Source organism: Pseudomonas sp. AM14(2022) (assembly GCF_036346455.1).
In the GTDB taxonomy this organism is placed as follows: domain Bacteria; phylum Pseudomonadota; class Gammaproteobacteria; order Pseudomonadales; family Pseudomonadaceae; genus Aquipseudomonas; species Aquipseudomonas putida_A.
In genome coordinates, this window is sequence record NZ_JAOTNY010000005.1 from 67100 (window position 1) to 85582 (window position 18483).

Sequence of the window (18483 nt, forward strand, 5' to 3'; positions counted from 1 at the left end):
GTAGGGTGCGTGCAGCATGCCTCGGGTTCGGCGTTCGCTCTGTCAGGCAGGCGACAATTGGGAGTGATCATGGATAAGCGTTCACGGCTGCTGACCGGGCAATGGTTCAGTCATCTGCCGGCATCCTTTCAGGATAGTCTGTTGGCGGCGGCCCGGGAGCGGCGGCTGACGGCGGGGCAGCGCCTGTTCCAGCGCGGTGATCCGCCCTGCGGCCTGTACGCGGTGCTCGACGGCGCGATCCGAATCGGCGCGGTGAGCGAGCAGGGCAAGGAGGCGTTGCTGAGCCTGGTGGAGGCGCCGCACTGGTTCGGCGAAATCTGCCTGTTCGACGGCCAGCCACGCACTCATGATGCGTATGCGGTCGGGCCGTGCAGCCTGCTGAATATCCCGCAGGCCACGCTGCTGAAAATCCTCGACGAACAGCCGGTGTACTGGCGCCATCTGGCATTGCTGATGAGCCACAAACTGCGCCTGACCTTTATCAATCTCGAACAGTTGAGCCTGCTGCCGGCCCCGGCACGCCTGGCGCATCGCTTGCTGATGATCGCCGAGGGCTACGGTGAAATCGATGCGCCACGCCGGGTGCTGCAACTGCCGCAGGAGCAGCTGGCGTCGATGCTGTCGCTGTCACGGCAGACCACCAACCAGATCCTCAAGGATCTGCAGGGGCAGGGGATTATCGGGTTGGGGTATGGCGAGATCGAGATTCTCGATGCCGAGCGATTGCGCGCGCTGGCCACACTCTAAAGAACACTGCCATCCCTGTGGGAGCGGGCTTGCTCGCGAAGGCGTCGTGTCAGCCAGCACATCATGCACTGACACATCGCTTTCGCGAGCAAGCCCGCTCCCACATATGATCGCTGTTGTTTTTACGAGCCGCGATAGGTCGAGAAACCGTAAGGGCTGAGCAGCAGCGGGATGTGGTAGTGCTGGTCAGTCTGCTTCACTTGGAAAATCACCGGAATCTCCGGGAAAAACGTCTCGCGCTTGTTCTTCTCGAAATACTCGCCGGTCTTGAACACCACCCGGTATTCGCCCGCCTCGAAAGGCTGTTTGGCCGGGAACAGTTCGGCGATGCGCCCCTGTTCGTTGGTGGTGCCCTGAGCCAGTGGCTGCCAGTCCTGGCCGACGTGTTTTTCCAGGGTCACGTTGACGCCCGGTGAGGGCAGGCCGTTTTCCAGGTTGAGCACGTGCACGCTCAGCGGGTTGCCGGCGGCCAGCGACAGGCTGGAGAAGGCACTCAGGCCGAGTGCGGCGAAGGTCATGCGCAGGGTGGTCATGGTCAGTCTCCTTATTGGGAACGGGTCAGGGTCAGGCCGGCCTTTTCGGCGGCCTTGATGGCACAGCTTTCGTCTTGCTCGCCGCCGCCGGAGCCGGCCACGCCCATGGCGCCGACCAGTTCATCAGCGGCGAATAACGGGATCCCGCCGCCGAGCAACAGCAGCTCATCGAGGGTGTTGAGGTTGGCGGTTTCCGGATTGCTGCGGGCGCGTTCGGCGAACAGCCGGGTCGGGGTTTTCGTCGACAGCGCGGTGTAGGCCTTGCGCTGGCTGGCAGCGGTGTTGTGCGGGCCGATGCCGTCGCCGCGCAGGGTTACCAGCAAGTTGCCGCCACGGTCGAGCACCGATACCGTGGCGGTGCAATTGCTCAGCGCTGTGTCGGCCAGCAGGCGTGCGGTTTTCAGATCGAGGTCAGCGTGGCGCTGCAGTTCAGGGGCGGCGAAAATACTGACGCTGAGGCCGAGGGCAAGGCTGGCTGCAAGGTATTTGACGGTCATGGACAGGCTCCGAAAGCGAAGGACATCACCTTAGCCGCCGCTCTTCGTCAGAACCCCGTCAGTCGGATTACAAGTTTGTAATGGGCAATCGGGCCGAAGGCGCCTAGCCTGTGTGCCTGATCAATCGAGGTGTGCCATGCGTTTGCTGGTCGTAGAAGATGAAGCCAAAACCGCGAATTTCCTGGCCAAGGGCCTGGGCGAGTCGGGTTTTGCCGTGGACGTGGCGCTCAATGGTCTCGATGGGCGCTATTTCATCGAGCAGCAGGAATATGACCTGATCATCCTCGACGTGATGCTGCCGGGCCTCAATGGCTGGCAGCTGCTGCAACTGATCCGCCAGCGCGGCGCCACGCCGGTGCTGTTCCTGACCGCCAAGGACGCCATCGAAGACCGCGTGCGCGGCCTCGAACTGGGCGCCGATGATTACTTGCTCAAACCCTTCGCCTTCGCCGAATTGCTCGCGCGGGTGCGCACCCTGCTGCGGCGTGGGCCGCTGCGCGAGGCCGAGTCCTACAGCATCGCCGACCTGGAAATCGACGTGCTACGGCGTCGGGTCAGTCGCGGCGGTCAGCGCATTGCCCTGACCAACAAGGAATTTGCCTTGCTGCAATTGCTCGCCAGCCGTCAGGGCGAAGTGCTGTCGCGCACGCTGATCGCCTCGCAGGTGTGGAACCTGAATTTCGACAGCGACACCAACATGGTCGAAGTTGCAGTGCGCCGCTTGCGGGCCAAGGTCGATGATCCGTACATGCCGAAACTGATCCACACCGTGCGCGGGGTCGGCTATCAGCTGGAGGCGCCCGACGATGCGGTCTAGGTCGATCGCCTGGCGTCTGGCGCTGGCGTTCGCCGTGGTTTGCGCGTTGGTGTTGAGTGCGATTGGTGTGTTTCTCTACCGCTCGCTCGACTCGGAAATCGCCTACCGCGACGACCTCGCGTTGCTCGGCCGTCTGGAGCAGGTGCGCGCCTTGCTCGCCGACAGTGACAGCCTCGGCGCCTTGCAGGCGCGGCCACGTCTCTATCAGAACATGCTCGGTAACCTCGACAGCCTGCTGTTGGTGCGGCGCGCCGATGGCTCGAACGTGATTGCGATCAACCCGCGCCAGCGCGACCTACCGCCATTGAACGCAATCGCACGCGAGCAAACGCCGCAGCGTCGCGACGTGCTGACCTGGCAGGCGCCGGACGGTGCCGAGCTGGCGCTGCTGTCCGGTGACGTCCAAGGGCCGAACGGCGAACCGCTGACGGTGATCGCGGGCAAGGTACTGACCGAACGTGAACAGATGCTCGCCAGTTATCGCTTGCGCCTGTATCTGGCCGTCGGGCTTGGCGCGTTGCTGGCGTTCGCGCTGGGCCTGGTTTTGCTGCGCCGTGGTCTGCAACCGTTGCGCCAGTTAAGCGCGGCGGTGCGTGGCATTGATCTGCGCAGCCTCGACCAGCGTCTGCCCGCCAGTGGCACCCCCGCCGAACTGCTCGAACCGGTGCAGGCGCTCAACGGCATGCTCGCGCGGCTGGACGACAGCGTGCAGCGGCTGTCGCAGTTTTCTGCCGATCTGGCTCACGAGATCCGCACACCGCTGCACACCTTGCTCGCCAGCAACGGCCAGGCGCTGAACCACCCCCGCAGCACGGCGGAGTATCAGGAGCTGCTGGCGTCGAACATGGAAGAGTTCGAACGCCTCAAACGCATGGCCGAGAACCTGATGTTCCTCGCCCGCGCCGAACAGGCGGAGCGCGCGCTCGACTTGCAAACACTGAATCTGCACAGCGTCGGCAGCGAGCTGTGCGATTACTTCGAGGCCCTGGCCGATGACCGCCAGTTGCGACTGGAAAACCGGTTGCACGGCGAACTGCTGGCCGACCAGCAACTGCTGCAACGCGCCCTCGGTAATCTGCTGGCCAACGCGGTGCGTCACGCCGATGAAGGCACGCTGATCAGCCTGCGCCGCCGCGATGAGCCGGGTGTGTGCTGGTTGCAGGTACACAACCACGGCCCGGCGATTGCGCCAGAACATCTGGGCAAACTGTTCGACCGCTTCTATCGCGTCGATCCTTCACGGGCGCAGCCTGGGGATTCCGGTGGGCTGGGGCTGGCGATCGTGCAGTCGATCATGCTGTTGCATGGCGGGCAGGTCAGGGTGAGCAGTGATGCGAGTGGCACAGTGTTTGAGTTGGGTTTTGTCCTGAGCCAATGATGCGCCGTGCAAGTATTCTGAAACTCAGCTAGAGTTTGGTGACTGGTGCATCGCATGTGATGCATTTCATTTATTTATCTATAAATGCATCGTAAACAGTGCAGGTTTGCGCAATGGAACAGATCGGCGAAGTGATCAGAAGCTTGCGCAAGGCGCGCAAACTCTCTCAGCAGGCACTGGCTCAACAATACGGCATGAGCCGCGCCACCATCTCGGGGATCGAAAACAACACGGTCTCCGAAATCGGCCTGCGCAAGGTTGAGGCGATACTCAATGGCTTCGGTTACGAGCTGGTTGCCGTTCCCCGCAAGTCCAATCGCCCAACCCTCGACACTCTGCAAAAAGTGAATTTCCATGACTGAAACGCCGGACAGGTTGCAAATCCGTGTAGGTGAGCAGGTGGTTGGGACGCTGGGGCGCGGGCAGATTCGCGACGACAGTGTGTTCAGTTATCGCGAAGATGCCAGCGCCGACAATGCGGTATCGCTGACGATGCCCACTCGCCTGGACAGCTATGGCTGGGAACATGGCATTCACCCCGTATTCGAGATGAACTTGCCCGAAGGCGCGCTGCGTGAGGAGTTGATGCGGCGCTTCAGTAAAGCCGTGCGTGGCTTCGATGATTTTGCTTTGTTGGCTATCGTCGGCCCCCATCAGCTCGGCCGTCTGGCAATTGCCAGCACACCGGCGACTGATCAGCCTCCGGCAACATCCCTCAGCGATCTGCTGGTGCACGATGGTGCTCAGGGGCTGTTCGAAGATCTGTTACAGACCTACGGTCAGTATTCCGGAGTGTCAGGCGTGCAGCCCAAAGTGCTGGTGCGTGACAGCGCTGCCGCGATTGATCGCCTGACTCATCGGGGGGCGACTCATCTGGTCAAGGCCTTTCGCGCCGAAGAGTATCCGCAGCTGGCAACCAATGAATATTTCTGTATGTGGGCGGCACAGCACTGCGGCCTCGAAGTGCCAACATTCGAGCTCAGCGAGCGCGGCAAATTTCTGGTGGTCGAGCGTTTTGACCTGAGCGATTCGGGGGACCTCGGTTTCGAGGATTTCTGTGTACTGAACGGGTGGCCGTCGAAAGCCAAATACGACGGTTCCTATGAAGGTGCCGCGCGGCAGATCAAGGCATTCGTTTCGCCGCAGTTGCTGGGCTCTGCCCTGGAAGCGTTTTTCAAGATTGTCGCGTTGTCTGCGGGGCTGAAAAACGGTGATGCGCATCTGAAGAATTTCGGCGTGCTTTACGAAGATTGTGCAGAGCAGTCATCCGTCAGGCTCGCGCCGGCATACGACATCATTACAACGTCGGTTTATATCAAGAGCGACAGCATGGCGCTGCTGCTGGGCGGTTCAAAAGCCTGGCCCAAGTACAAGATGCTGGTGCGGTTCGGTCGTACGGCATGCAACCTGACCGAGGCGCGTTGTAACGAATTACTGCAACAAGTGGCTCACGGCATGCAGATGGCGATGAAGGAAATGGCCGAATACAGTCGCAAGCATCCCGAGTTTGCCGAAGTAGGCGAGGCGATGATCGAACAGTGGACATCCGGCCTGCAACGCAGCTTGGTCAAGGGCTGATGGTCAGCGCAACTGATCGCGAAACTGCCCCGGCGTCATTCCCGTCCAGCGCTTGAACGCGCGGCTGAAGCTGCTGGTGTCGGCAAACCCCAGCAGGTAACTGACTTCACTCAACGAACACTGCGGATCGCGCAGGTGCAGCAGCGCGAGGTTTTCGCGGCTCTCGTTGAGCAGCGTGTCGAAGCGACAGCCCTCATCCGCCAAGTGCCGTTGCAGGCTGCGCAAGCTCAGGTGCAAGGCCTGGGCGATGCGTTCGGCGCTAGGTTCGCCTTCAGGCAGTTGCTCTTCGATAGCGTCGCGCACCTTGCGCTCCCAGGTCAGCGGTTGGAGCTGGGCCAGGGTGCGCTTGAGCACCGCTTCGTTGTGTTCGGCCAGTTCCGGGTTGGCGTCGTCGAGGTGGCTGTCGAAGTCGGCGAGGGCGAACTCCAGGCGATCTTCGGCGCAGGAGAAATGCACCGGAGCGCGGAACACCTTGTGCCACTGATGCGCATCGGACGGTTCCGGGCGACGCAGGTACACCGCCAGCGGCGCGTAATCGCGACCCAGGCGATTGCGGCAGGTACGCACGTAGATCGCGGCAAAGGCATCGATGGCTTCGAAGGCCGGCGCCGGATTGCCTGACGGAATTTTCAGACGAAACAGATAGCGGTCATCGCTGCGGCTCAGCTCCAGTTCCAGTGCATCGCTGACCACCGGGTGATAACGCACGATGCGCTCGAATACCTCACGCAGGCTGCCGCTGGCCACCAGCGCGTAACCCAGCGCATGGAACGTGGTCGGGCTGACGAACCGCGACACTCGCAGGCCGATCGCCGGATCGCCGCTGAACTGTACTGCCAGTTGCCACAGGCGCGTGGTGCCGGACAACGGATAACGCGCGTTCGGGTCGTCCATCAACTGCGGATCGAGCCCGGCCTGTTGGCACAGGCCGAGACTGTCCAGCCCCAGCGCATCGAGTTGTTTGCGCAAGGCACGGGTCCAGCTGGCGAGCGAGGTCGGTTCCTTCATGCTGATTGGCGCTTCCGGTCAACAGGTTGGCGTTCACGGCTACCATCAATACAGCTTTCGCAAGGCAGGATGCGAACATCAATAACCAGAGGATGGAAGCATGGACCGTACTTCTGCAAGTCCCCAGCGACACAATGCTGCCCAGCGATCAGCGCATATTCGCGAAGTGGTGCTGGCCAAGGGCGTCGAGTTGCGTCAGCGCTATCCGATTTTGCAACACCAGGACGCACTCGGCGCGGGCATTCTGGCCTTCGCCCTGGCCGGGATGATCGGTTCGGCGACGCTGTACATCACTGGCCACATGGCGTGGTGGGTATGCCTGTTGCTCAACGCGTTTTTCGCCTCCCTGACCCATGAGCTGGAACACGACCTGATCCACAGCATGTATTTCCGCAAGCAGCGCGTGCCGCACAACCTGATGATGGGCCTGGTGTGGCTGGCGCGGCCGAGCACGATCAATCCGTGGATCCGTCGTCATCTGCACCTCAACCACCATAAGGTTTCCGGCACCGAAACCGACATGGAAGAACGCGCGATCACCAACGGCGAGCCTTGGGGTTTTGCGCGGTTACTGATGGTCGGTGACAACGTGATGTCGGCGTTCATCCGCATGCTTAGGGCCAAGACCTGGGCACACAAAATCAACATCATCAAACGTACCCTGAAGGTTTACGCGCCGCTGGCGCTGGTGCATTGGGGCGCGTGGTATGTGTTTCTCGGCTTCCATGCGGCGAATGGCATTGCCTACCTCATGGGTTCGCCGATTGAATGGTCGGCGACCACGCTGTCGGTGATGCAGGTGATCGATATCGCGGCGGTGGTGATCATCGGCCCGAACGTGCTGCGCACCTTTTGCCTGCACTTCATCAGCTCGAACATGCATTACTACGGTGACATCGAGGCGGGCAACGTGCTGCAGCAATGCCAGGTGTTGAACCCATGGTGGCTGTGGCCGTTGCAGGCATTCTGCTTCAACTTCGGCAGCAGCCACGGGATTCACCATTTTGTGGTGAAGGAACCGTTTTACATCCGGCAGCTGACCGTGCCGGTGGCGCACAAGGTGATGCGCGAGATGGGCGTGCGGTTCAATGATTTCGGCACGTTTGGGCGGGCGAACCGGTTTGTTCGCAGGGATGAATTGGTGCCGGAAGAGGTGCGCACTGCCCGGGCTTGATGGGTGAGTGTGAAGGCCTATTCGCGAGCAGGCTCGCTCCCACACTGGATCGTATTCGCAAATCCAGTTTGTGGGAGCGAGCCTGCTCGCGAAAGCGATCTATCAGGCAACCTCAATCCGGCTGAAACGGCGAAGCACTCAAAATTACCCCGGTCTCCTCCACATATTTCTGCCAATGCCCGATCAGGGTGCTGAGCTTGTCCGGCTGATGCGCCGCCAGATCATGAATCTCCCCCGGATCCCTGCTCAAGTCATAAAGCTGCCAGGTCGCCGGCCCCACCGGCCCGGGGATCCACACCGCTTTCCACGAGCCCTGACGAATCGCCCGCCGCCCAAACAGCTCCCAACCGGTGACGGTGTGCTCGTCATGCACCTGCGCCGTCTCGCCGGACAAAAAGCCCAGCCATGATTTACCGCGCAGCGGCGCCACCGGTTTGCCGTGCCATTGCTTGCCCGGATGACGCACGCCGGCCAGATCGAGAATCGTCGGAGTGATGTCCATCACCGTGCCAAAGCCGTGGCTGATCTGCCCTTTGATCGGCAGTTGCGGATAGTGCAGCAGCGCCGGTACGCGAATCCCGCCTTCAGTGGTGAACGCCTTGAACAGCCGTGACGGCGCGGTCGCCACCTGCGCCCAGCTCGGCCCGTACCAGACATAGGAATTGGCACGACCGATGTTGTCGAGGCTGTTGTCGTAATGCTGATTGAGGTAGGTCAGCAGTTCCGGGCCGAACTTGGGGAACGCTTCCAGCAGCGCGCCCTCGGCACCATTATCGGACATGAACAGGATGAAGGTGTTATCGAGTTGGCCCTGCTGGCGCAGGTAATCGACCACCCGGCCGATGTTCCAGTCCATGCGCTCGACCATCGCCGCGTAGACCTCCATGGCCCGCGCGGAAATCTGCCGTTGCTCAGCGCTCAGCGCAGCCCATTGCGTGTTCAGTTGAATCAGCGGATGCGGCTCGACATCCGGCTCGATCAGGCCCAGCGCCTTGAGTTTTTCCAGGCGTTCCAGACGCAAGACTTCGGGACCGGCGTCGTAGCGACCACGGTATTTTTCGACGATGTCAGCCGGTGCCTGCAACGGCCAGTGCGGTGCGGAGAAGGGCAGATAAGCGAAGAATGGCCGGCTCTGATCGCGTTCCTTGAGGTACTGCAGCAGCTTGTCGCCGAAGGCATCGGACGAGTAGAAATCCTTGGGCAGTTCATCGATAAAGGTGTCGTCTTCGATGTACAGCGCCGGGGTCGATTTCAGCAGGCCAGGGGTGTGTTCATCGTAGGTCGGCTCGAAACCATAATGGTTGGCCGCACCCGGCAGCAGCGAGAACGAACGCTCGAAACCACGAGCCTGCGGTGCCAGTTCAGCAGTCAGGCCGAGGTGCCATTTGCCGCTCATCAACGTCTGATAACCGGCCTCGCGCAGCAGCTCCGGCAGGGCGACGACGCGGTCGTTGAGGTAGCCTTCGTAACCCGGTTTGCCGATCAGCTCCGGGGTCAGCGCTTCGGCCATGGTGCCGATGCCGGCGATGTGGTGGTCGGTGCCGGTCAGCAGCATCGAACGGGTTGGCGAGCAGGTCGGTGCGGTGTGGAAATCGGTCAGGCGCAGGCCGTTATTGGCCAGGGCATCGAGGTTCGGCGTGGCGATTTCGCCACCGAAGGCGCCGATGTCGGAGAAGCCGAGATCGTCGGCCAGAATCACCAGAAAGTTGGGGCGTTGCGGCATCGAAAAGCTCCTCTCAGCAGGCAATGAACGACAGCGGCAGATCGCGGATCTGGACCGGCAGGCTCGGTTGGTAATGGTCGTCACTGGTCAGTTCGTGCAGCAGCTCTTCGCGCAGCTGATGGAAGTCGAAACTGCTGCGCTGACGCGGGTGCGGCAAGGCGATGTCGACCACTTGCTTGATCCGTCCCGGACGCGGCTCCATCACCACCACGCGATCGGCGAGAAAGATCGCTTCTTCGACGTCGTGGGTGACGAGGATCGTGGTGATTTTCGCCCGGTCGCGGATCGCCAGTAGCTCGTCCTGCATCTGCTGGCGGGTCAGCGCATCGAGTGCGCCGAAGGGTTCGTCGAGCAGCAGAATCCGTGGGCTGGCGACCAGTCCGCGAGCAATCGCCACGCGCTGGGCCATGCCGCCGGAGAGCTGGTGCGGATAGGCGCGGGTGAAATCGCGCAGGCCGACCAGATCGATGAAATCGTTGATGCGCTGCTGCTTTTCGGCGGTGCTCAGCGGCTCGTTGACCAGGCCCAGACCGATGTTGTCGGCCACGGTCAGCCACGGGAACAGCCGATGCTCCTGAAACACGATGCCGCGCTCGCCGCCGATGCCGTTGACGGCTTTGCCATCGACGCTGATCTGCCCGCGAAACTGCGTATCCAGACCCACCAGCAAACGCAGCAAGGTGGATTTGCCGCAACCGCTGGACCCGACGATGGCGACAAATTCGCCCTCGGCGATGTCGAGGTTGAATTCGCGAATCGCCTCCAGTTCGAAACCGTCAACGTCGAAGGATTTGCCTACATGGGTGAAGCTGACAATCGGTGCGTTCATGCGTGTCTCCAGCGAGTAGCGCGAATTTCCAGGCGTTGGCCGATGAGGTTGAGCAGGGCGCCGGTGAGGCCGACCAGCAGCATCCCGGCCATGATCAGGTCCATGCGCAGCAGTTGTTGGGCGCCGATCATCTGGCTGCCGATGCCGCCGTTGGACGGCATGAAATATTCGGCGCCGATGGTGCCGAGCCAGGCGTAGATCAGACTCAGGCGCAGCCCGGCGAAAATCCCCGGCGCCGCACCCGGCAGCACCAGACGACGCAGGCGCTGGCCGAGGCTCAGGCGCAGCACCTGCGCGGCTTCGTTGAGTTGTGGCGAGAGGTTGGCGACGCTGCGCTGGGTGGCGATGAACAGCGGGAAAAACGCGGCGAGGGCGACGAACACCCACTTCGCCAATTCACCCAATCCGAACCACGCGGTGAGCAGCGGCACCCAGGCGAAAATCGCGATCTGGCGAATGGCGGCGAGAGTCGGGCCGAGCAGCCGTTCGCTGGTGCGCGACAGACCCAGCAACAGGCCGAGGGCGAAACCGAGTCCGCCGCCCAGCAGCAACCCGCCAAGGGTACGACCGAGGCTCAAGGCCATGCCGCTGATCAGCGTGCCGTCGAGCAGACCGTTCCTGGTCGTTTCCAGTACCGCCAGCGGGCTGACCAGAATATTCACATCGACCCACTGCTGATCGCTCGCCACTTGCCACAAGCCGATCAGGCTCAGCGGCAACAGCCACGGTTGCAGCCGTTGCCAGCCTTGATAACGTGGGCCTCGGCGGATTTCCGCAGTCGCCGGGTGCGGCCAGTGCACCAGTTTGCGGTCGAGAAAACCGATGCCGCGATCCATCGCCACACCGAGTACACCGATGACCACGATGCACACGAACACGATGTCGAGCATGAACAGTTGCCGTGCCCAGACCATCAGGTAGCCGATGCCTTCGCTGGACGCCAACAGCTCCACCGCCAGCAATGAAGTCCAGCCAGCGGCCAGGGCCAGGCGCACGCCGGCCATGAACGCCGGCAGTGCAGCGGGCAGCACCAGGCGCCGGATCAGCAAATACGACGGCAGGCGCAATACGGCGGCGGCTTCGCGCAGTTTCGGTTGCGCATCACGAACGCCGACCAGGGTGTGCAGGGTCACCGGCACCACGATGGCCTTGATCAGCACCACCAGTTTCAGCACTTCGCCGATGCCGAAAAACACCATGAACAGCGGAATCCACGCCAGCGTCGGTACCTGTGCCAGACCGGCGAACGTCGGGAAGACCAGGCGTTCGAGACGCCGGCTGAAGCCCAGCGCGGCACCCAGCAGCGCACCAGCTGAGATCCCTGCCAGCAAGCCCCAGAGCAGACGTTGCAGGCTGATCCACAAATGACTCCACAACTCGCCTTGGGACAGCTCGATGGCGCTGTTCCACACCAGCGATGGCGCCGGCAGGATCTGCTCGCTCATCCATTGATTGCGTGCGGCCAGCCACCACAGAGCGAACAGGCTGATCGGCAACAGCCATGGCAACAGACGTTGGTTGAGGCTCGGCCACGCGCGCCGGCTTTTCAGGGGCGGCGCGGGCAGCGGCAGGCTGAGCAGGGAATCACGGGCCATGGGTGACCTCCGTTGTCGGGTTGCATGGCGAACCGCTGTGCCTGTGTGGGAGTGGGCTTGCTCACGAAGACGGAGTGTCAGGCACCGATGATGGTGAATGACACGGCCTCTTCGCGAGCAAGCCCGCTCCCACAATTGGCTAGCGGTGTATGCAAAATCGATCTATAAAAATTCAAATCAATTCTATTGAGAGATAAGCCAGACCATTTAAGGCTTGCAGCGCGACGCGCATCCAATGCATTCGAAGAATATTTTCGATGCTGTTAATGCATACGCCGCTGCAGCCCGCGTGATTTCACGCTTAGCGCTAAAGGCTATAAAAATGTGCATTTATAGTATTTAAGCGAAGGTCATGCTTCGGCCTACTTTCGGCTCCTCAACGCCTGTCGTGATCTAGGAGCCGTACCCATGAACCTTCCCTTCAAACGAGTCTTCAGTCTGTTTGCCATTCCGGCACTGGCGGGCCTGCTGGCGTTTAACGCGCAGGCTGACGAACTCAAGGAAATCAGGATCGCCGTGCCTGACCTGAGCGCCGGCACCCAGCACAGCGGCGGCGGTGTGGTGGACGTGCTGCGTGACCAGCAGATCTTCGAAAAAGCCTTCGCCGATCAGGGCATCAAGATTCAGTGGAGCTTCTTCAAGGGCGCCGGGCCGGTGATCAACGAAGCGTTTGCCAATGGTCAGGTCGATCTGGCATATCTGGGCGACCTGGCGGCGATCATCGGCAAGTCCAATGGCCTCGACACGCGTTTGCTCAGCGCCAGTGCGCGTGGGGTGAAACAATATCTGGGCGTGGTGCCGGGGTCGGGGATCAAGACCCTGCAGGATCTGAAAGGCAAGCGCGTGGCGATCTTCCGTGGCACCGCCACGCAGCTGTCGTTTGATGCGGCGCTGGCCAGTCAGGGCTTGAGCGAGAAGGACCTGAAAGTGATCAATCTCGACTTCAGCGGCGCGGTCGCGGCACTGGCGGCGAAACAGATCGACGCGTCGTGGGGCAGCTCAGGGCTGACGGCACTGCAAGCCAAGGGGCTGGCGGAATTGCCGCTGAACACCAAGGATCTGGGTGGTGCCGGTAGTGTGCAATCGGTGCTGGTTGGCACCGGCAAGTTCGTCGACGGGCACCCGGAGGTCGTGGCAAAACTGCTCAAGGCGCAGCAGCAGGCGGTTGAGTGGCTGACTCAGGACAGCAACAAGGCTGCCTACGTGCAATTGGTGTCGGGGCTGGCGAGTTATCCACCGGTGATCCTGACCCAGGACCTTCAGGATCAGAAACTCAGCGAAGTGTTCCCGTCGACGCTGGACCCGGTGTTCCTCGGCAAGTTGCAGGACTCGGTAGACCTGGCGGCGCAGCAGAAGCTGATTCGCAAGCCGTTCAAGGTCAGTGATTGGGTGGCGCCTGAACTGGCGGCGGCCAAGCTCTGAATCTCCAGTGTCTGGACGGGCCTCTTCGCGAGCAAGCCCGCTCCCACAGTGGATCGGCGTGAATACAAAATCTGTGTTCACCACAATTCACCGTGGGAGCGGGCTTGCTCGCGAAGGCGTCCTCAAACCGCGACGCAGACTTCCTGCTTATCCACCGCCACCAATGTCTCGATCATCGCTCTGGCTGCCGGCGACAAGCGAAACCCGGTACGACTGACAATCCCGCAGCGCGCGTTCATGCTCTCCAGATTCTGCGGCAGGTTGCGCCAGTGCAGCAGCGCCAGCGAACCCTGAGCAATGTCCTCGTAAAACGCCTCTTCCGTACCGATGCCGATGGCATTCGATTGCAGCACCACTTTCACCAGCGCCGGGAAATGCTCGGTCTCGATGGTCGGCGAAAAGTCGATCCGGCCGCTGAGGTTCGCCAGCAGTTTGCGAATCCCCGGCGGGATCAATGTGGTCGCCAGCGGGTAGTCGAACATGTCGTTGGTCGACAGGCTCTCCTTGGCCAGCAGCGGGTGCCCGGGACGGCAGAAAAACACCCCGCGCTTGGGCGTCAGGGCCTGGGTCTGGAAGTTCGGGTCGGCTTCGAAGTGGCGGATGTCGGCGATGAAGAATTCGATCTCTTCACGGCTCAGCGCACGGCTGAGTTTTTCCCAGTTATCCACCTGAAAACAGGTGCGCACTTTCGGGTGCGCGTTGATGAATTGCGCCACCGCATCCGGCACCAGTTTCACCGCCGGGGCCGGGCCGCAGCCGAAGTGCAGTTCACCGGCATCGAGCTTGGTCATCTGCGTCACTTCCGCGCTGAGCAGCGCCGCGCCTTGCACCAGGGTCAGGGCGTGTTGCAGCACCACCTGGCCTTCGGGCGTCGGGCGCAGATCCTTGTTGCCGCGATCCACCAGCACGCAGCCGAACTCCTGCTCCAGCCCTTGAATGCTGCGGCTGAATGCCGGTTGAGTGATGCCCATCGCGTCCGCCGCACGGACAAAACTGCGGTGTTCGTTGAGGGCGATGAAGTAGCGCAACTGGCGAAGATCCATATGCTTTTCCGGCATCCTAAAAATAGCTCGAAGGCATTTGCGACGAGGGTTGCTTGAGGTTTTAAATGCAAGCTCTTATTCCGTCAACGAAGCATGTGAATATCTATTAGATGTAAATGGAATATAGATAGAGCGATGTTTCGCTGCCGCCTAACCGCAAGCAGTCGATGAGGGTCTACCCATGAGCAATGCCGCACTCGCTGTAAAACCTGCTGTCCACGCGCTGGAAATCCATCCGGTGGCCGGCCGTATCGGCGCCGAGATTCGTGGCGTGCACCTGTCCGGTGAACTGGACGCCGCCACGGTCGAAGCCATTCAGCAAGCGCTGATCCAGTACAAGGTGGTGTTCTTCCGCGAGCAGACCCAGCTCGACGATCAGCGCCAGGAAGCCTTCGCCCATCTGCTCGGCGAGCCGGTGGCGCATCCGACCGTACCGGTGCGTGAAGGCACGCGTTATCTGCTGGAGCTGGACGGGGCCGAAGGCCAGCGCGCCAACTCCTGGCACACTGACGTGACCTTCGTCGACGCCTACCCGAAAGCCTCGATCCTGCGCTCGGTGGTGGCGCCGGCCTTCGGTGGCGACACGCTGTGGGCCAACACCGCGACCGCCTACAACGAACTTCCGAGCGAGCTGCGTGAGCTGGCGGACAAACTGGTCGCCGTGCACAGCAATGAATACGACTACGCCGGGGCCAAGCCGGACGTGTCGGCGGAGAAGTTGGAGCGCTATCGCAAGGTCTTCACCTCGACTGTCTACGAGACCGAGCATCCGGTGGTGCGTGTGCATCCGATCAGCGGCGAGAAAAGTTTGTTGCTGGGGCACTTCGTCAAACGCATCAAGGGGTATTCGCAAGCCGATTCGGCACACCTGTTCGGCCTGTTGCAGAGCCATGTGATTCGTCAGGAAAACACCGTGCGCTGGCGCTGGAAGGCGGGTGATGTGGCGATCTGGGATAACCGTTCGACCCAGCATTATGCGATTGATGATTACGGCACTCAGGATCGCATCGTGCGCCGGGTGACGCTCAAGGGTGAGGTGCCGGTCGGGGCTTCGGGGCAGCGTAGTCAAACCATTAAAGGTGCGGATATCGTCGGCGTTTGATAAGGCCCCATCGCTCGCAAGCCAGCTCCCACAGAGATTTGTGTTGGACACAAAGGATGTGAACAACGCAAAACCTGTGGGAGCTGGCTTGCCAGCGATGCTTTTAACTACCACACACCGATTTGCACGACCTTCTCGGTCTCCGGCTCGCCATAGCGAAACCGCTGTCCACGCAAATCAATCTCCTGATGACTGATCGTGGTCCGCCGCTTCAACCCGCGCACCCACTCGAACAGATACCCCGCATGCTCTTCGCGCACCGCCGCGTAGGCCGGATCCTCACCCAGATCGCGCAGCTCCTGCGGATCATTCAGCAGATCAAACAACTGCGGCCGGAAGCCGTCGTACGCCAGGTATTTCCAGCGCTCGCTGCGCACCATGGTCATGCGGCAACGGTCGATCGGCTGGCCAAGTCGCTCGCGTGCCGGGGCCTGAAAGGCGTAGTCGTATTCGCTGATGGCGTAGCGGCGCCAGTCGGGATTTTCCCCGTGCAACAGCGGGATCAGCGAGTGTCCTTCCAGCCGATGCTCGGCGCCCGCAAGGCCCAGCGCCTGGAGAAACGTTGGCAAGGCATCAATGGTTTCCGCCAGCCGCTCATCCACCGTGCCCCGAGTGATGTCCGCCGCGGCGCGCGGGTCGCGCACGATCAGGGGCACGCCCACTGCCTGTTCCAGCAAAAACTCCTTCTCGCCCAGCCAGTGGTCGCCGAGAAAGTCGCCGTGATCGCTGGTGAACACGATCAAGGTGTCATCCCAACGACCGTTGCTCTGCAGAAAATCGAACAGCCGCCCGAGCTGATCATCCACTTGCTTGATCAGGCCCATGTAGGTGGGGATTACATTCAATCGTACTGAATCACGGGAGAAGTTGAGGCTTTCCTCATGCTGGCGAAACGCCGCGTATACGGGGTGTTTGCTCGCTTCGGAGGGCGTCGCGCGGACCGGTTCGAGAATCGATTTCGTACTGTACAAGGCGTGGTATGGCGCCGGTACGATGTAGGGCCAGTGCGGTTTGATGTAGGAGAGGTGTAAACACCAGGATTTCTCACCTTGCTCGGTGATGAAGTCGATGGCTCGATTTGTAGTGTAGACAGTCTCTGAGAACTGCTCGGGAATTCGCGCTGGCAAATGCGCATGACGCATCTGCCAGCCGCTGAGGATTTCGCCGTTCTCGCCTTCGGCGGCGTTGGCCCAGTCGTGCCAGGGGTTGCGCCCGTCGAAGCCCTGCTCGCGCAGGTAATGGGTGTAGGGCGCGGATTCGCGCTTGTCGTCGAACAGTGGGTCGTCGGGGAAGATCCCGTCGTGGCGAAAGTACGGCTCGAAACCGACCTCGTTGAGCACCTCGGCCTGCGCGCTGTCCGGGTTGATCGCCAGACGCTGCAAGGCGTCGACATTGGCCGTGGCGTGGGTCTTGCCGACCAGCGCGGTGCGAATGCCGTGAGGGCGCAGGTAATCGCCGATCGTCAGTTCTTCCAGCGGCAACGGCACGGCGTTCCACGCGACCTGATGGCTGCTGACATAGCGCCCGGTGTAGGCCGACATCCGCGACGGGCCGCAGATCGTGCCCTGGGTGTAGGCACGGCTGAAGCGCACGCCAGCGGCGGCCAGGCGATCGATGTTTGGCGTGTGCAGATGCGGATGACCGTAACAGGACAGGTAATCGCGGCGCAGCTGATCGCACATGATGTACAGCACGTTACGCACAGGGTTTTGCGGGTTGGACATGGGGTTCACCGGTCAGAAAGACAGGCGAGGGTTTTCGCTTTCGGCGGGGGTGTTCGGCAAGTGCATTTGGGGAATGGGTTTTATGCGGGGATTGCATTGGCGCCTGTAACGGCCTCTTCGCGAGCAGGCTCGCTCCCACAGTGGATTGTGGTGAGCGCAGAATTTGTGATCGACGCTAACTCTGTGGGAGCGAGCCTGCTCGCGAAGGCGTGCTGTCAGACGGCAAAATTCTCCAGCGAACACACCTCCTCATCCACCGCATCAATCGCCTTGATCTGCTCAATCATCGCCTCGGCCAACGGCGACAAGCGATACCCCGCGCGACTGACAATCCCGTAGCGGGTGTACAGCTCTTCCAGATCATCCGCCAGACCCTCGATCCGCACACACACCAGCTCACCCTTGGCCTGATGCAGCGCATCTGAATACGCCCCGACAATGCCGATCGCATCCGAACGCAGCACCACGCTGAGCAGGCTCGAGCTGTTTTCGCATTCCACATTCGGCGTGAAATCCGGGCGGCCGCTGAGGTCGACGATGACCTTGCGCAAGTTCGGCGGACGAATGCTCACTGCCAGTGGATAGCTCATCAATTGCTCGGCCGAAACCCGTTCAAATGCCGCTAACGGATGCCCGGCACGGCAACAGAAATGCCATTTGCGCGGCCGCAAGCGGTACGTCAGGTAATCCGGATCGGCCTCGAAGTGTCGAGTGTCGGCGACGAAGAACTCGAACTCCTCACTGAGCAGGCGTTTGCTCAGGCTCTGCCAGTCATCGACCTGAAATTGCACCCGCGCTTTCGGGTAGCGCCCGATGAACGCGCCGATCGCGCGCGGGATCAATCCGGCCGCCGGCGCCGGGCCGCAACCGAAGCGCAACTCGCCCGCCTCCAGACCATTGAACTGACTGATCTCGTTGGCCATCTGCTGCGCGCCGCTGACCAGTCGCCGTGCATGTTCGAGCAGCACCTGACCCTGCTTGGTCGGCGGCAGATCCTTGCGCCCGCGATCGACCAACTGACAGCCGACGCTGTGTTCCAGCGCCTGAATGCTGCGGCTGAACGCCGACTGCGACAGGTTCACCGCCTGCGCGCCGGCGACGAAGCTGCGTTGTTCGGCGAGGGCGATGAAGTGTCGAAGTTGGCGCAAGTCGATATGCATTTTTCACATAAAAAATATCCGGGAAATGCATTGGATATGCATTAGGTCGACTCCTTATAAAGGCAATCTCTTATGCAGTAAATATTTGTAAATCCATAAATAAATAACTGAAAAGAATATGCAGTACTGAAGATGTCTGTGTGTTTTTTGACC

General features: G+C 61.2%; 17 protein-coding genes. 8 read left to right on the top strand and 9 right to left on the bottom strand.

The genetic code is table 11. From position 1 onward, the window contains the following. Positions 1–69: 69 nt before the first annotated feature. Entirely contained in the window at positions 70–747 is a 678-nt protein-coding gene (locus tag V3W27_RS12205) for a Crp/Fnr family transcriptional regulator (RefSeq protein WP_247268430.1), read from the top strand. A gap of 122 nt (positions 748–869) precedes the next feature. Here the strand turns inward: V3W27_RS12205 and uraH are convergent, their stop codons facing one another. Further along, a complete protein-coding gene (gene uraH, locus V3W27_RS12210) occupies positions 870–1280 on the bottom strand; it encodes a hydroxyisourate hydrolase (protein ID WP_330206696.1) in 411 nt (136 codons plus the stop codon). Positions 1281–1291: 11 nt separating this feature from the next. Beyond that, positions 1292–1777, bottom strand: a complete 486-nt coding sequence (locus V3W27_RS12215; RefSeq protein ID WP_330206697.1) for a GlcG/HbpS family heme-binding protein — start codon at positions 1775–1777, stop codon at positions 1292–1294. Between the two features lie 136 nt (positions 1778–1913). On the opposite strand from V3W27_RS12215, the gene V3W27_RS12220 reads away from it, so the two are divergent. From V3W27_RS12220 to V3W27_RS12235, 4 genes are all read left to right on the top strand, one after another. Beyond that, positions 1914–2594, top strand: coding sequence for a heavy metal response regulator transcription factor (locus tag V3W27_RS12220; protein WP_027611153.1), 681 nt, complete (start codon positions 1914–1916; stop codon positions 2592–2594). Further along, the gene (locus V3W27_RS12225) at positions 2584–3972 is read left to right on the top strand and encodes a heavy metal sensor histidine kinase (RefSeq protein ID WP_330206698.1); all 1389 of its coding nucleotides are present in this window, start codon (positions 2584–2586) and stop codon (positions 3970–3972) included. The genes V3W27_RS12220 and V3W27_RS12225 overlap by 11 nt, the downstream gene beginning before the upstream one ends. 113 nt (positions 3973–4085) lie before the next feature. Then, positions 4086–4334: a helix-turn-helix domain-containing protein gene (locus V3W27_RS12230; RefSeq protein ID WP_007963482.1), complete on the top strand. Its 249-nt coding sequence runs from the start codon at positions 4086–4088 to the stop codon at positions 4332–4334. After that, on the top strand, positions 4327–5550 hold the full coding sequence (locus V3W27_RS12235) for a type II toxin-antitoxin system HipA family toxin (RefSeq protein WP_330206699.1): 1224 nt from the start codon (positions 4327–4329) through the stop codon (positions 5548–5550). Before V3W27_RS12230 ends, V3W27_RS12235 begins: the two co-directional genes overlap by 8 nt. 3 nt (positions 5551–5553) lie before the next feature. Here the strand turns inward: V3W27_RS12235 and V3W27_RS12240 are convergent, their stop codons facing one another. Beyond that, entirely contained in the window at positions 5554–6558 is a 1005-nt protein-coding gene (locus V3W27_RS12240; protein ID WP_115988474.1) for an AraC family transcriptional regulator, read from the bottom strand. 100 nt (positions 6559–6658) lie between these two features. On the opposite strand from V3W27_RS12240, the gene V3W27_RS12245 reads away from it, so the two are divergent. Next, positions 6659–7732: a fatty acid desaturase gene (locus tag V3W27_RS12245; protein ID WP_330206700.1), complete on the top strand. Its 1074-nt coding sequence runs from the start codon at positions 6659–6661 to the stop codon at positions 7730–7732. A gap of 112 nt (positions 7733–7844) precedes the next feature. Here V3W27_RS12245 and V3W27_RS12250 read toward each other — a convergent pair whose 3' ends face one another. Genes V3W27_RS12250 through V3W27_RS12260 form a run of 3 tightly spaced genes read right to left on the bottom strand, consistent with a single transcriptional unit; the run spans position 7845 to position 11879 of the window. Then, positions 7845–9455: an arylsulfatase gene (locus V3W27_RS12250; RefSeq protein WP_330206701.1), complete on the bottom strand. Its 1611-nt coding sequence runs from the start codon at positions 9453–9455 to the stop codon at positions 7845–7847. Between the two features lie 13 nt (positions 9456–9468). Continuing rightward, positions 9469–10284, bottom strand: coding sequence for an ABC transporter ATP-binding protein (locus V3W27_RS12255; RefSeq protein WP_096796901.1), 816 nt, complete (start codon positions 10282–10284; stop codon positions 9469–9471). Continuing rightward, the gene (locus V3W27_RS12260) at positions 10281–11879 is read right to left on the bottom strand and encodes an ABC transporter permease (protein ID WP_330206702.1); all 1599 of its coding nucleotides are present in this window, start codon (positions 11877–11879) and stop codon (positions 10281–10283) included. The genes V3W27_RS12255 and V3W27_RS12260 overlap by 4 nt, the downstream gene beginning before the upstream one ends. Before the next feature lie 408 nt (positions 11880–12287). On the opposite strand from V3W27_RS12260, the gene V3W27_RS12265 reads away from it, so the two are divergent. Continuing rightward, complete coding sequence (locus V3W27_RS12265) at positions 12288–13301, top strand: ABC transporter substrate-binding protein (RefSeq protein WP_097086835.1); 1014 nt, start codon at positions 12288–12290, stop codon at positions 13299–13301. Between the two features lie 122 nt (positions 13302–13423). On the opposite strand, the gene V3W27_RS12270 is transcribed toward V3W27_RS12265, so the two are convergent. Beyond that, complete coding sequence (locus V3W27_RS12270) at positions 13424–14344, bottom strand: LysR family transcriptional regulator (RefSeq protein ID WP_330206703.1); 921 nt, start codon at positions 14342–14344, stop codon at positions 13424–13426. 181 nt (positions 14345–14525) lie between these two features. Here V3W27_RS12270 and V3W27_RS12275 point away from each other — a divergent pair, with 181 nt between their 5' ends. Beyond that, positions 14526–15446 carry a TauD/TfdA dioxygenase family protein gene (locus tag V3W27_RS12275; protein WP_182403364.1) on the top strand — a complete coding sequence of 307 codons (921 nt, stop codon included), beginning with the start codon at positions 14526–14528 and terminating at the stop codon, positions 15444–15446. A gap of 107 nt (positions 15447–15553) precedes the next feature. Here V3W27_RS12275 and V3W27_RS12280 read toward each other — a convergent pair whose 3' ends face one another. Together V3W27_RS12280 and V3W27_RS12285 are read right to left on the bottom strand one after the other, a co-directional pair. Then, positions 15554–17170, bottom strand: coding sequence for an alkaline phosphatase family protein (locus V3W27_RS12280; RefSeq protein ID WP_247268420.1), 1617 nt, complete (start codon positions 17168–17170; stop codon positions 15554–15556). Positions 17171–17385: 215 nt separating this feature from the next. Beyond that, the gene (locus V3W27_RS12285) at positions 17386–18330 is read right to left on the bottom strand and encodes a LysR family transcriptional regulator (protein WP_183784531.1); all 945 of its coding nucleotides are present in this window, start codon (positions 18328–18330) and stop codon (positions 17386–17388) included. Positions 18331–18483 lie beyond the last annotated feature (153 nt).

Bases quoted from the DNA above. Each gene is read 5' to 3' on its own strand.
- V3W27_RS12205 (WP_247268430.1), top strand. From the start codon at position 70: ATGGATAAGCGTTCACGGCTGCTGACCGGGCAATGGTTCAGTCATCTG.
- uraH (WP_330206696.1), bottom strand. From the start codon at position 1,280: ATGACCACCCTGCGCATGACCTTCGCCGCACTCGGCCTGAGTGCCTTC.
- V3W27_RS12215 (WP_330206697.1), bottom strand. From the start codon at position 1,777: ATGACCGTCAAATACCTTGCAGCCAGCCTTGCCCTCGGCCTCAGCGTC.
- V3W27_RS12220 (WP_027611153.1), top strand. From the start codon at position 1,914: ATGCGTTTGCTGGTCGTAGAAGATGAAGCCAAAACCGCGAATTTCCTG.
- V3W27_RS12225 (WP_330206698.1), top strand. From the start codon at position 2,584: ATGCGGTCTAGGTCGATCGCCTGGCGTCTGGCGCTGGCGTTCGCCGTG.
- V3W27_RS12230 (WP_007963482.1), top strand. From the start codon at position 4,086: ATGGAACAGATCGGCGAAGTGATCAGAAGCTTGCGCAAGGCGCGCAAA.
- V3W27_RS12235 (WP_330206699.1), top strand. From the start codon at position 4,327: ATGACTGAAACGCCGGACAGGTTGCAAATCCGTGTAGGTGAGCAGGTG.
- V3W27_RS12240 (WP_115988474.1), bottom strand. From the start codon at position 6,558: ATGAAGGAACCGACCTCGCTCGCCAGCTGGACCCGTGCCTTGCGCAAA.
- V3W27_RS12245 (WP_330206700.1), top strand. From the start codon at position 6,659: ATGGACCGTACTTCTGCAAGTCCCCAGCGACACAATGCTGCCCAGCGA.
- V3W27_RS12250 (WP_330206701.1), bottom strand. From the start codon at position 9,455: ATGCCGCAACGCCCCAACTTTCTGGTGATTCTGGCCGACGATCTCGGC.
- V3W27_RS12255 (WP_096796901.1), bottom strand. From the start codon at position 10,284: ATGAACGCACCGATTGTCAGCTTCACCCATGTAGGCAAATCCTTCGAC.
- V3W27_RS12260 (WP_330206702.1), bottom strand. From the start codon at position 11,879: ATGGCCCGTGATTCCCTGCTCAGCCTGCCGCTGCCCGCGCCGCCCCTG.
- V3W27_RS12265 (WP_097086835.1), top strand. From the start codon at position 12,288: ATGAACCTTCCCTTCAAACGAGTCTTCAGTCTGTTTGCCATTCCGGCA.
- V3W27_RS12270 (WP_330206703.1), bottom strand. From the start codon at position 14,344: ATGGATCTTCGCCAGTTGCGCTACTTCATCGCCCTCAACGAACACCGC.
- V3W27_RS12275 (WP_182403364.1), top strand. From the start codon at position 14,526: ATGAGCAATGCCGCACTCGCTGTAAAACCTGCTGTCCACGCGCTGGAA.
- V3W27_RS12280 (WP_247268420.1), bottom strand. From the start codon at position 17,170: ATGTCCAACCCGCAAAACCCTGTGCGTAACGTGCTGTACATCATGTGC.
- V3W27_RS12285 (WP_183784531.1), bottom strand. From the start codon at position 18,330: ATGCATATCGACTTGCGCCAACTTCGACACTTCATCGCCCTCGCCGAA.